This is a genomic window from Uruburuella testudinis (assembly GCF_022870865.1).
Classification (GTDB): domain Bacteria; phylum Pseudomonadota; class Gammaproteobacteria; order Burkholderiales; family Neisseriaceae; genus Neisseria; species Neisseria testudinis.
This window is the reverse complement of the sequence record NZ_CP091508.1, coordinates 2147415-2159624: the sequence shown is the minus strand read 5'-3', so window position 1 is coordinate 2159624 and position 12210 is coordinate 2147415. Positions and strand designations below refer to the sequence as shown.

9 protein-coding genes are annotated in these 12210 nt (G+C 54.4%); 8 read left to right on the top strand and 1 reads right to left on the bottom strand.

Going from position 1 to position 12210, the window contains the following annotated elements:
• Window positions 1–466: 466 nt before the first annotated feature.
• Window positions 467–1213, bottom strand: coding sequence for an amino acid ABC transporter permease (locus LVJ83_RS09930; RefSeq protein WP_244784340.1), 747 nt, complete (start codon window positions 1211–1213; stop codon window positions 467–469).
• A gap of 277 nt (window positions 1214–1490) precedes the next feature.
• On the opposite strand from LVJ83_RS09930, the gene ribF reads away from it, so the two are divergent.
• The 8 genes from ribF (at window position 1491) to LVJ83_RS09890 (ending at window position 12204) form a co-directional block, all read left to right on the top strand.
• Complete coding sequence (gene ribF, locus LVJ83_RS09925) at window positions 1491–2420, top strand: bifunctional riboflavin kinase/FAD synthetase (RefSeq protein ID WP_244784339.1); 930 nt, start codon at window positions 1491–1493, stop codon at window positions 2418–2420.
• A 174-nt stretch (window positions 2421–2594) separates the two neighbouring features.
• Entirely contained in the window at window positions 2595–5375 is a 2781-nt protein-coding gene (ileS, locus tag LVJ83_RS09920) for an isoleucine--tRNA ligase (protein ID WP_244784338.1), read from the top strand.
• 303 nt (window positions 5376–5678) lie between these two features.
• The gene (lspA, locus tag LVJ83_RS09915) at window positions 5679–6170 is read left to right on the top strand and encodes a signal peptidase II (protein ID WP_244784337.1); all 492 of its coding nucleotides are present in this window, start codon (window positions 5679–5681) and stop codon (window positions 6168–6170) included.
• A 55-nt stretch (window positions 6171–6225) separates the two neighbouring features.
• Window positions 6226–7164 carry a 4-hydroxy-3-methylbut-2-enyl diphosphate reductase gene (gene ispH / locus LVJ83_RS09910; RefSeq protein WP_244784336.1) on the top strand — a complete coding sequence of 313 codons (939 nt, stop codon included), beginning with the start codon at window positions 6226–6228 and terminating at the stop codon, window positions 7162–7164.
• A gap of 262 nt (window positions 7165–7426) precedes the next feature.
• On the top strand, window positions 7427–7912 hold the full coding sequence (locus LVJ83_RS09905) for a dihydrofolate reductase (protein ID WP_244784335.1): 486 nt from the start codon (window positions 7427–7429) through the stop codon (window positions 7910–7912).
• 307 nt (window positions 7913–8219) lie between these two features.
• Window positions 8220–9875, top strand: coding sequence for an electron transfer flavoprotein-ubiquinone oxidoreductase (locus tag LVJ83_RS09900; protein ID WP_244784334.1), 1656 nt, complete (start codon window positions 8220–8222; stop codon window positions 9873–9875).
• A gap of 306 nt (window positions 9876–10181) precedes the next feature.
• A complete protein-coding gene (gloA2, locus tag LVJ83_RS09895) occupies window positions 10182–10559 on the top strand; it encodes an SMU1112c/YaeR family gloxylase I-like metalloprotein (protein WP_244784333.1) in 378 nt (125 codons plus the stop codon).
• A gap of 115 nt (window positions 10560–10674) precedes the next feature.
• Window positions 10675–12204, top strand: coding sequence for a helicase HerA-like domain-containing protein (locus tag LVJ83_RS09890; RefSeq protein WP_244784332.1), 1530 nt, complete (start codon window positions 10675–10677; stop codon window positions 12202–12204).
• The last annotated feature ends 6 nt before the right edge of the window (window positions 12205–12210 follow it).

Here is a 12210-nt window from a genome sequence, read left to right as displayed (position 1 = left end):
TGAGTTCGGGGTAAAAATGCCAACAAGAGCCGCTGATTTGTAGCAAGCTGCTGTTTACATAAAAATAAAAACCACTGCTGCAAACAAGGCCGTCTGAAAACATTTTCTTTCAGACGGCCTTTGCACACTTAGGGTTTTTGTGAGCAGAACCCGCGCGATACCCTGCTGGTCGGATGCTTGAAGCCGACGCTTTCAGACGGCTGAAATCATTTGAAATCACAAGAATATCAAACCATTTGTCGGATACAAGTATTCGACCCAGTTGGTTTTTATGAATGGGGATGATTTATCAAATCTGAACAATAACAGGCCGTCTGAAACATTTTTCAGACGGCCTGTTATTGTTCAGACGGCATTAGAGTGCTCTATTAGAGAGCTCTGTGATGTGTCGATTTATGGGTGCTTGTGCCTGGCATCTGCATTTCCAGAAACAAAAATGCCCTCATAAACGACACATCAGAACACCTTAACGTTGCGCGGTGTTGTAGCGTTTTTCCAGCCATGAAAACAGCCAGCTCAGGCACATGGTCATGGCCAGGTAAATCAGTGCGATGGTGTAGAGCGGCTCTTCATAAATCGAATAGCGGCCGGAAATGGTGCGCTGCACATAGGCCAGCTCGGCCACGGCGATGGCGGAGAGCAGCGAGCTGTCTTTCAGCAGCGTAATAAACTCGTTGGCCAGCGGCGGCAGCATACGGCGGAAGGCCTGCGGCAGAATCACATGGCGCATGGCCTGCGGATAGGTGAGGCCGAGCGAGCGGGCGGCTTCGATTTGGCCACGGTCGATCGACTGAATGCCGGCGCGGACGATTTCGGTGATATAAGCACCGGCGTTAACCGTCAGCGCCAGTGTGCCGGCGATTAGAGCGCCGTAGTTGCGGCGCAGCTCCACCGCCAGATCACCGCTGATCAGCCAGCCGTCGGCCGGGTTGATCAGCGCCACCGCCCAAATGAAATACCAGATGAAAATCTGCACAAACAAGGGCGTGCCGCGGAACAAGGTAACATAAACCAACGAAGCGGTACGCAGCAGCCAGGCCAGCGCATGGGTAAATGCGTTGCCTTTTTCAAAGCGGATAATGCGTGCCAGCGCGCCGAACAATCCCAACACGGTGCCGCCCAGCGTGGCAGCCACCGTCAGCCCCAGGGTGGTGAGTGCGCCGTAGAAAAACATTTGGCGGTATTCATAAATGATGTCGAAACGAAAATCCATGTGCGGCTCTTGAAAAAAGTTGGCGGAAAGGCAGTTGGGGAAAACTGCGTATTTTACAATAAAACACACTTGATGAAATTTTTATTTACAATCTGGCGCGGGCAGGCCGTCTGAAAATACGGCGTTTCAGACGGCCTGTTGCTGCAGATTGCAGCGGTTGGGTATTTTCAGGCACAAAAATCCCCACATAAACGATACATCAGAGCCCTAAAGGTTTCGCCGCCTGCCGATTGCGTTTACAATGCGCCATTATTCTAAAAATACAGACAAACTGCTCATGAAAGTTTGGTTCGGGCAAACGCAAGCCCCCCATTTTCCGCAAGGCGCCGCGGTAACCATCGGCAATTTCGACGGTGTGCATCTCGGCCACCGCCATATTTTGCAACGTTTGCAACAAGAGGCCAAAAGCCGCGGCCTGGCGGCGGTGGCGGTGGTGTTCGAACCGCAGCCGCAGGAATTTTTCGCCCGCAAGTTTGGTCGCGAGCAGCCCTACCGCTTAAGCCCCTTACGCAGCAAATTACAGCTTCTGCGCGACACCGGCTGCCTGGATGCAGTGTGGGTGCTGCGTTTCAATCAGGCGTTTGCCGATATTGCCGCGCAGGAATTTATCGAGCGCTTGTTGTGTAAACATCTTAATACCCAATATCTGCTGATTGGCGACGATTTCCGTTTCGGCGCCGGGCGCGAGGGCGATTTCGAGATGCTGCAAAACCACCGCGGTATGATAACCGAGCGCACGCCTTCGGTGATGGTGGAAAACATCCGCGCCAGCAGCACCGCCATCCGTCAAGCGCTTTCAGACGGCAATTTGGCCTATGCACAAAAGCTGCTCGGTCATGATTATCTGCTCAGCGGCCATGTGAAACACGGTGCCAAACTGGGGCGCACCATCGGCTGCCCGACTGCCAATGTGCAATTGGCACAGCACCACTATGCGTTAAGCGGTGTGTTTGTGGTGGAAGCAGAGGGCGCATTCGGCCGCAAACGCGGCGTGGCCAGCTTCGGCTTCAATCCCACCGTATCGGCCACGCGCAGGCAGAAGTTGGAAGTGCACCTGTTTGATTTTGATGGGGATTTATACGGGCAGCGTATCCGTGTACGCTTTTTGCACAAATTGCGCGATGAAGAAAAATTCGACAGCATCGAAGCGCTCAAGCAGCAGATTTGGGCAGATATGGATGCCGCGCGCAATTGGGCGGAGGCGTAAATCTTTCAGACGGCCTGGTTATAGATAAAGGCCGTCTGAAAGTCTTAAAAAGCCTTATAAAATAAGCCCGATTCCGCTACAATATACCAATTAAAGATAATACAATATTTCAGACGGCCTTTATCTATAACCAGGCCGTCTGAAACCATACCAACGAAGCACGAGAAAAACAACATGACCGATTACAGCAAAACCGTAAACCTGCTCGAAAGCCCGTTTCCCATGCGCGGCAACTTGGCCAAGCGTGAAGGCGGCTGGCTGAAAAGCTGGTATGAGCTCAAACGCTACCAAAAGCTGCGTGAAATCGCCAAAGGCCGGCCGAAATTCATTTTGCACGACGGCCCGCCCTATGCCAACGGCGACATTCATATCGGTCATGCCGCCAACAAAATTCTGAAAGACATCATTCTGCGCAGCAAAACGCTGGCCGGCTTCGATGCGCCTTATGTGCCCGGTTGGGACTGCCACGGCCTGCCCATCGAACTGATGGTGGAAAAGCTGCACGGCAAAGACATTCCCGCCGCGCGGTTCCGCGAATTGTGCCGCGAGTATGCCAAAGAGCAGATTGCGCGCCAGAAAAAAGACTTTATCCGCTTGGGCGTGATGGGCGACTGGGATCATCCCTACCTCACCATGGATTTCAAAACCGAAGCCGATACTGTGCGCGCGCTCGGCGAAATCTACAAGGCCGGCTATCTCTACCGCGGTGAAAAACCGGTGCAATTCTGCTTGGATTGCGGCTCTTCGCTGGCCGAAGCCGAAGTGGAATATAAAGATAAAGTTTCGTCCGCCATCGATGTGGCCTATTTGTTTCAAGACAATGCCGCCTTGGCCGAAGCATTCGGTTTGAGCGAAATCAGCGGCGATGCTTTCGCCGTGATTTGGACCACGACCCCGTGGACATTGCCCGCCAGCCAGGCGGTCAGCGCCGGCGAAGAGCTGGTGTATCAATTGATCGACACCCCCAAAGGCAAGTTGGTATTGGCCAAAGATTTGGCCGAAGAAGCGCTCAAACGCTACGGTTTCGAGGGTGCGGCCGTGTTGGCCGAAACCGATGGCGGCAAATTGGAAAATCTGCATCTGCACCATCCTTTCCTCGAGCGCGATATTCCCATGCTCAACGGCGAACACGTGACCACCGAGGCCGGCACCGGCTTGGTACACACCGCGCCCGCGCACGGCCTGGAAGACTATTTCGTCTGCCTCAAATACGGCATCGAGCTGGATAACCCGGTAAACAGCGAAGGCCGCTACCGCAGCGATGTGCCGCGTGTGGCCGGCCTGACCGTGTGGGAAGCCAACCCCGTGATTACCGATTGGCTGGAAGAGGCGGGCAAACTGCTGTCTTTCACCAAAATCGAACACAGCTACGCCCATTGCTGGCGCCACAAAACCCCGCTGATTTACCGCGCCACCGGCCAATGGTTTATCGGCATGGACAAACCCGGCACCGATGGCAAAACCTTGCGCAACAATGCCATGAAAGCCGTGAACGACACTGAATTCTTCCCCGCCTGGGGGCGCGCCCGCCTCGAAGCGATGATTGAAGGCCGCCCCGATTGGGTAGTGAGCCGCCAACGCTATTGGGGCACGCCGATGACGTTTTTCGCGCACAAAGAAACCGGCGAATTACACCCGAACAGCGCCGAATTGCTCGAACAAGTGGCCAAACGCATCGAAGAAAAAGGCATTGAAGCCTGGTTTGCGCTCAATGCCGAAGAATTGCTGGGCAGCGAAGCCGCCGATTATGAAAAGCTCAACGACACGCTGGATGTGTGGTTTGATTCCGGCAGCACCCACTTTTCCGTATTGAAACAGCGCGAAGAGCTGGCTTGGCCTGCCGATTTGTATCTCGAAGGCAGCGACCAGCATCGCGGCTGGTTCCAATCATCAATGCTGATCGGCTGCGCCGCAGTCGGCCGCGCACCCTACAAGCAATTGCTCACCCACGGTTTCGTGGTCGATCAAAACGGCCGCAAAATGTCGAAATCGCTCGGCAACGTGGTGGCACCGCAAGAAGTGTATAACGAATTTGGCGCCGATATTCTGCGCTTGTGGACCGCTTCTACCGATTACAGCGGCGAATTGGCGATTTCTAAAGAAATTTTAAAACGCGTAACCGAAAGCTATCGCCGCATCCGCAACACCCTGAGCTTTCTGTTTGCCAACTTGAGCGATTTCTCGCCCATCGAACATGCCGTGCCGCAAGAGCAGATGGTAGAAATCGACCGCTATGCGTTGGTGTTGGCTCGCCAATTGCAAGAGCGCCTGGCCGGCGATTACTACCCGCGCTATGCCTTCCACTTTGCAGTTAAAGACATCGTGGCATTTTGTTCGGAAGATTTAGGTGCGTTTTACCTTGATATTCTCAAAGACCGCCTCTACACCACCAAAGCCGACAGCCCCGCCCGCCGCAGCGCCCAAACCGCGCTTTACCACATCACCCGCAGCCTGGTGCTGCTGATTTCGCCGATTCTCTGCTTCACCGGCGAAGAAGCGTGGGATCTCATCGGCGGCGGCGAAGAAGACAGCGTGTTGTTCCACACTTGGCACGAATTCCCGTCGATGAATGAGAAAAGCGAAGCCGAATTGGTGAAAAAATGGCAGGCCGTGCGCGAAGTGCGCGAAGCCGTTACCGCCGCCATCGAGCCCTTGCGTGCCGACAAATCAGTCGGGTCGTCTTTGCAGGCCGAAGTGGACATTGCCGCGCCCGAAGATTTGGCCGGCTACCTCAAAGCGCTGGGCGAGGAATTGCGCTTTGCCCTGCTGGTTTCCAAAGCAAGCGTTGTCAAAGGAGACGAATTGGCCGTCACCGCCACCGTGAGCGGCGGCAAAAAATGCGAGCGCTGCTGGCACTACACCGACGACGTCGGTTCGGTTGCCGGACACCCGACCGTTTGCGCCCGCTGCGCCGACAATGTTGACGGCTCAGGTGAAACCCGTCATTACGCTTGAGCGGATCATCATGAGGCCGTCTGAAAGATAGGGCTTTCAGACGGCCTTTTTATGCCGGAATCAATATTCATTAAAAAGTTATGCTTCTATTGAAACATCATACTCGTTCGCAAAAGTAATCTCATCCACAAAAGTCAGCCGACCAGGCGGCGTGCTGAAAACAGTACGCATATGGAGCCGGTTCACTTCGGGCACAGGCAAGCCGATGCGGTGAGGCGGTTTTTTTAAACGGGTATCCGCCCCATGCCGGTGCGAATCAGGTAAAATGCACCGCTTAACTGATAAGAGGCCGTCTGAACGTTTATGAGCATTCGAAACACTTCCAAAACCAAATTCTGGCTGCTGGCGCTGGCCGCGATTGTGCTTGATCAAATCACCAAAGTGGCGGTGTTGAAAAACTTTGCCTTTGCCGAGCGCTTGAATATTATTCCCGATTTCTTTGATTTAACGCTGGTGTACAACACCGGTGCGGCGTTCAGCTTTTTGGCCGATGCCGGCGGCTGGCAGAAATATTTCTTTTTGGCGCTGGCGGCAGTGATTTGTTTTTATTTGGCGCGTGCGATTGCGAAAGATGATTTCGGCTGCTGGGGCAAAACCGGCGCAGCAATGATTATCGGCGGCGCCATCGGCAATGTGATCGACCGCATGCTGCACGGCCATGTGGTGGATTTTCTATTGTTTTACTGGCAGAATTGGTATTATCCCGCGTTTAACGTGGCCGACAGCTTTATCTGCGTGGGCGCGGTATTGCTGGTGGTTGACGGCTTCAAGCATAAGAAAGACAAGGCCGTCTGAATAGGGTTTTTCGCGCACACAACAACACACAACACGATGAATCAAACGATAAATTATGAACAGTAAAACCATTATGCTGGCCAATCCGCGCGGCTTTTGCGCCGGTGTCGACCGCGCCATCAGCATCGTCGAGCGCGCGCTGGAAGAGTTTGGCGCGCCGATTTATGTGCGCCATGAAGTGGTGCACAACAAATTTGTGGTGGATAACCTGCGCGAAAAAGGCGCGGTGTTTATCGAAGATCTGGCCGATGTGCCGCCCGGCGCCACGCTGGTTTATTCGGCACACGGCGTTTCCAAAGCGGTGCAGGAAGAAGCTGCCGAACGCGGTTTTCAAGTGTTTGACGCCACTTGCCCGCTGGTTACCAAAGTGCACAAAGAAGTGGCACGGCTCAATACCCAAGGCTATCAAATCATCATGATCGGCCACAAAGGCCACCCGGAGGTAGAAGGCACGATGGGGCAGCTTTCAGACGGCGCAATGCTGCTGGTGGAAACCGTGGCCGATGTGGCCGGGCTGCAAGTGGCCGACCCCGACAAGCTCTCGCATGTCAGCCAGACCACGCTTTCTGTAGACGAAACCCGCGACATTATCGAAGCCCTGAAAGCGCGTTTTCCCAATATCCGCAGCCCGCATAAAGAAGACATCTGCTATGCCACCACCAACCGCCAGGAGGCGGTGAAAGAATTGGCCAAAGAGTGCGATATCGTGATTGTGGTCGGCTCGCCCAATTCTTCCAACAGCAACCGCCTGCGCGAAGTGGCCGCCTTGCGCGGGGTGGATGCTTATATGGTCGACAATGCCGGCTATTTGCAGCCGGAGTGGTTTGCAGGCAAACGCAAAGTGGGCGTGACCGCAGGTGCATCGGCGCCGGAAGTGTTGGTGCAGGAAGTGATTGCCGCCATTGATGCCTGGGGCTTCGATACCGTGCGCGAAGGCGAGGGCGCAGAAGAGAGCATCGTGTTTGTGTTGCCCAAGGCTTTGCGTAAAGAATAAAAACATCAGGCCGTCTGAAAAGTTTCAGACGGCCTGATGTTTTTATTATCGCTGTTCAGCTCATTCACAACCGTCAGCGAACAAGATGGCGCGTCCACGCCGTTGGGTGATTGTTGTGAATGGGGATGAATCATCACACGAAGCGGTGCAGGCAAAGCAAACCGACGAAGCAAGATAATGAAGTCGAACAGCCATAGCGGTTACAGGCGCAGGTGGCAGTGGCCGTCTGAAAACATACTTACCCCAACCAACAGAATACATTATGCAAAAAATTACCTTGATTGCCGCCGTAGCCGAAAATGGCTGTATCGGTGCCGACAACCAAATGCCTTGGCATATTCCTGAAGATTTTGCGTTTTTCAAACGCTATACGCTGGAAAAGCCGGTGTTGATGGGGCGGAAAACTTGGGAATCGCTGCCGCGCAAGCCGCTGCCCGGACGGCGCAATATTGTGATCAGCCGCCGCCCCGATTATGCGGCCGAAGGCGCAGAGCCGGCCGACAGTATTCAGACGGCCTTGAAAATGTGCAGCGATGCGCGCGAAGTCATCATTATGGGCGGTGCGCAGATTTATGCCGAAACCATGCCGCTGGCTACCGATTTGCGGATTACCGAAGTGAAACTGATGGTGCCCGGCGATGCCTTTTTCCCGACCATCACGCGGGATGCCTGGCAGGAAGCCGGGCGGGAAGCACATATCAGCAGCAACGGCACCGCATATGCGTTTGTGCACTATGTACGCAAATAAGCAGAATATGTTCAGACGGCCTCAAGCGGTGGCCTGCAACCCGGCCGCCGGTGGCGAAAGCCTGCCCGAAAATACCGATAAAGCAGCCGGGCAAAAGCCGGGGCCTACAGCCAAAGCAACAGATTTGGGCGGTATTTTTCAGCACCCCGTCTCTACTGTATAATCGGCACCAAAAGCCACCATAAACGGATATCAATAATAACGGCGCATTTTTGAAGCGCCGAACCTTTATCAGGCCGTCTGAAAACGATAGTGCGGTTTTGCTGTAAATAATATGCATATGACAATAAATATTCAGGAACCAACCATGACCGAAACCATTCAGCGCGACAGCATGCAATATGATGTCGTTATCGTCGGTGCCGGCCCGGCAGGGCTTGCCGCCGCCATCAAATTAAAGCAGCTCGCTGCCAAAGCCGAGCGCGAAACCAGCGTGTGCGTGGTGGAAAAAGGCTCCGAAGTGGGCGCGCATATTTTGTCCGGCGCCGTTATCGATCCCAAAGCGCTGACCGAGCTTCTGCCCGACTGGCAGGCTCAGGGTGCACCGCTTAGCCGCAGCGTAACCGAAGACAGCGTGTTATACCTGACCCGGCAAAAAGCCGTGAAGCTGATGACGCCGCCCAGCTTTCAAAACCACGGCAACTACATCATCAGCCTCGGGCAGCTTACCCGCTGGCTGGCCGAGCAGGCCGAAAACCTGGGTGTGGAAATTTACCCCGGATTTGCCGCCGCCGAAGTGCTGTATCATGAAGACGGATCGGTAAAAGGCATTGCCACCGGCGATATGGGCTTAAACAGCGACGGTACGCCCGGCGACAATTACCAGCCCGGCATGGAATTGTGGGCGCAGCAAACCATTTTTGCCGAAGGCTGCCGCGGCTCGCTGACCAAGCAGGTTATCAAGCAATTTGCGCTTGACCGCAACAGCCAGCCGCAAACTTACGGCCTGGGCATCAAAGAAATTTGGGAAGTGCCCGAAGGCCGCTGCCGCCCCGGCCTGGTGGTGCACAGCACCGGCTGGCCGCTCGACAGCAAAACCTACGGCGGTTCGTTTATCTACCACCTCGACAACAACCAGGTGGCGGTGGGCTTTGTGGTGGGGCTGGATTACCAAAACCCGTATCTTTCGCCGTTTGAAGAGTTTCAACGTTTCAAAACCCATCCGCACATCCGTCAAACCTTTGAAGGCGGCCGCCGTATCGCTTACGGCGCGCGCGCGCTCAGCGAAGGCGGTTTGCAAAGCCTGCCCAAGCTCTCGTTTGGGGGCGGCGTGTTGGCGGGCGACAGCGCGGGCTTTTTGAATGTGCCGCGGATTAAAGGCATCCACACCGCCATGAAATCGGGCATGTTGGCGGCCGAAGCGGTATTCGGCGTGTTGGCCGATGATGCCGAATCGTTGGCCGGTAATCCCGAAGCCGTGCTTTACCAAGATTTGTTTGAGCGCAGCTGGCTGTATCAAGAGCTGCATGAAGTGCGCAATATCCGCCCCGCGTTTAAATGGGGGCTGCTGCCGGCGATGGCGTATACGGCGTTGGAGCAATATGTGCTCAAAGGCAAAGCACCGTGGACCGTCAAACACCACGGCAGTGACCACAGCGCTTTGCGCAAAGCGGCCGGCTGGCGGCCGATAGATTACCCGAAGCCCGATAATGTGCTCACTTTCGACCGTTTGAGCAGCGTGTTTCTCGCCAATTTAAGCCATGAAGAAAGCCAGCCCGGCCATTTGAAGCTGGCCAACCCGCAAACCATGCTCGATATCAATCTAAGCGAATATGCTTCGCCCGAAACGCGCTATTGTCCGGCGGCGGTATATGAAATCGTTGAAGCTGAGGGCAGGCCGCAATTGCAGATTAATGCGCAAAACTGCGTGCACTGTAAAACCTGCGATATCAAAGACCCCACCCAAAACATCAACTGGGTGTGCCCCGAAGGCGGCAGCGGGCCGAATTACGGCGCGATGTAAAGGCCGCAAAAAGGCAGTTATGCCCCTTCACAAAAGTCAGCGAACAAGGCGGCGAGGCGAAGACAATACACAGGTATAGCAAGGCGAGCTAGGGTGTCCTGACAATTCAGAATAATTCTGAATTGTCAGGACACCCTAACACCGTTAGATTATTTTTGTGAATGGGCATTAACTGATTATCCGTGGCGGCAGAACTAAGCTGACACGCCGCCATAAATAATTAAGCCGGGCAGCAATTGTTTGCGCTTTGGGTTGGGTATTTGGGGCCGGGTATCATACTTTTTTATTATTCAGACGGCTTGTTTAATGCGTATCCACCATATTGCCATTATTTGTTCGAATTATGCAGCATCCAAACAGTTTTACACCGAAATACTCGGTTTGACCGTATTGGCCGAGCATTACCGTGCCGAGCGCGAGTCATGGAAGCTTGATTTGGGTATTGGCGGCCATTATGTGCTGGAATTGTTTTCTTTTCCCCAACCGCCGGCACGCCCGAGCCGGCCTGAAGCCTGCGGATTGCGCCATTTGGCATTTGCGGTGGCAGATGTGGCCGCTCAAAAAAGTTTGCTTGAGCAAAAAGGGCTGATATGCGAGGCTATCCGCATCGATGAATTCACCGGCAAGCCGTTTTTCTTTACCCGCGATCCCGATAATTTGCCGCTGGAGTTTTATCAGGAATAGCCGGTTGTGGCATTTCTACCTTTCAGACGGCCTTTCCCACACCATTGTTTGCACAGTATTTTAATTCGTCAGTACAATACCGCATCCCAACATCAACCCAGCAAAGGAACCCAGCATGCCTACTTTTCCAATTGCCCGCGCGGGCGGGCGCACCCTTGAGATTCAGGGCAAAATGGCCAACCGCCACGGCCTGATTGCCGGCGCCACCGGCACCGGTAAAACCGTTACCCTGCGCCGTATGGCCGAAGCTTTCAGCAATGAGGGCGTGCCGGTGTTTCTGGCCGATGTGAAAGGTGATTTGTCGGGCATGGCCAATGCCGGTGCCGACAGCGGCAAAATCGGCGAGCGTATTGCCGAATTCGGTTTGGGCGGCGGCTGGCTGCAAGGCTTTCCGGTGCGCTTTTGGGATGTGTTCGGCCAAAGTGGTATTCCGCTGCGGGTAACCATTTCCGAAATGGGGCCGATGCTGTTGGCGCGGCTGATGAATCTCAACAACACGCAAGAGGGCTTGTTGAATTTGGTGTTCCGCGTGGCCGATGATAACGGCTGGCACCTGATTGATTTGAAAGACTTGCGCGGCCTGCTCAAGCATGTGGCCGAGCATGCCGCCGAATACCGCAGCCAATACGGCAATGTATCCGCCGCCAGTGTGGGCGCCATTCAGCGGCAGTTGCTCACGTTGGAAAACGAGGGCGCCGCCGATTTGTTTGGCGAGCCGGCACTGAATCTCGACGACTGGATGCAGACTGAGGCCGGCAAGGGCGTGATTAATATCCTCAATTCGGAAAAGCTGATGCGCAGCCCGCGCATGTATAGCGCTTTTTTGCTGTGGATGCTGGCGGAGCTGTTTCAAATGCTGCCTGAAGTGGGCGACCCCGAACAACCCAAATTTGTGATGTTTTTTGATGAAGCGCACTTGTTGTTTGATAATGCCCCCAAAGCCTTGATCGAACAAATCGAGCAAGTGGTGCGCCTGATCCGCTCAAAAGGTGTGGGCGTATATTTTGTGACCCAAAATCCGCTTGATTTGCCCGACAGCATTTTGGGCCAGCTCGGCAATCGGGTGCAGCATGCCTTGCGCGCCTTTACCCCGCGCGATCAGAAAGCCGTGAAAGCCGCTGCCGAAACATTTCGCAGCAACCCGGCGGTCAATGTGGTTGAAGCCATTGCAGAATTAGGCGTGGGGGAGGCGCTGGTTTCGTTTTTAGATGAAAAAGGCATGCCTGCGCCGGTGGAGCGGGCTTTGGTGCTGCCGCCGCAATCCGACCTCACACCGCTTCCCGCAGCCGAACGCGACAGCAAATTCCAAAGCGATATTCTCTACCGCCATTATAAAGATATGGTCGACAATTATTCTGCTTTTGAAGCCTTGAATGACTTGGAAGCGCAACAAGCCGCCGAAGCGGCTGAAGCCGATACAGCGGCAACCGCCGGCGGAAAACCGCAAAATGCCGAGAAAGCCGAGGACAGCGCCCAATCAGGCTTGGTCGGCGGTTTTCTCGGCGGGTTGTTTGGCGGCCGCAAAAAAGCCAATCAAGGCATGGCTTATGATTTGGCCGATTCTGTCGGCGATCAGATCAACAAACAGGTTACCCGCGCCATTTCGCGCAGTGTGATGGGCGTGATTAAGAATATGCTGAAATAGATAACT

What these genes read in the sequence shown, in the direction of transcription:
- LVJ83_RS09930 (WP_244784340.1), bottom strand. Translation starts at nt 1,213, where the DNA reads ATGGATTTTCGTTTCGACATCATTTATGAATACCGCCAAATGTTTTTC.
- ribF (WP_244784339.1), top strand. Translation starts at nt 1,491, where the DNA reads ATGAAAGTTTGGTTCGGGCAAACGCAAGCCCCCCATTTTCCGCAAGGC.
- ileS (WP_244784338.1), top strand. Translation starts at nt 2,595, where the DNA reads ATGACCGATTACAGCAAAACCGTAAACCTGCTCGAAAGCCCGTTTCCC.
- lspA (WP_244784337.1), top strand. Translation starts at nt 5,679, where the DNA reads ATGAGCATTCGAAACACTTCCAAAACCAAATTCTGGCTGCTGGCGCTG.
- ispH (WP_244784336.1), top strand. Translation starts at nt 6,226, where the DNA reads ATGAACAGTAAAACCATTATGCTGGCCAATCCGCGCGGCTTTTGCGCC.
- LVJ83_RS09905 (WP_244784335.1), top strand. Translation starts at nt 7,427, where the DNA reads ATGCAAAAAATTACCTTGATTGCCGCCGTAGCCGAAAATGGCTGTATC.
- LVJ83_RS09900 (WP_244784334.1), top strand. Translation starts at nt 8,220, where the DNA reads ATGACCGAAACCATTCAGCGCGACAGCATGCAATATGATGTCGTTATC.
- gloA2 (WP_244784333.1), top strand. Translation starts at nt 10,182, where the DNA reads ATGCGTATCCACCATATTGCCATTATTTGTTCGAATTATGCAGCATCC.
- LVJ83_RS09890 (WP_244784332.1), top strand. Translation starts at nt 10,675, where the DNA reads ATGCCTACTTTTCCAATTGCCCGCGCGGGCGGGCGCACCCTTGAGATT.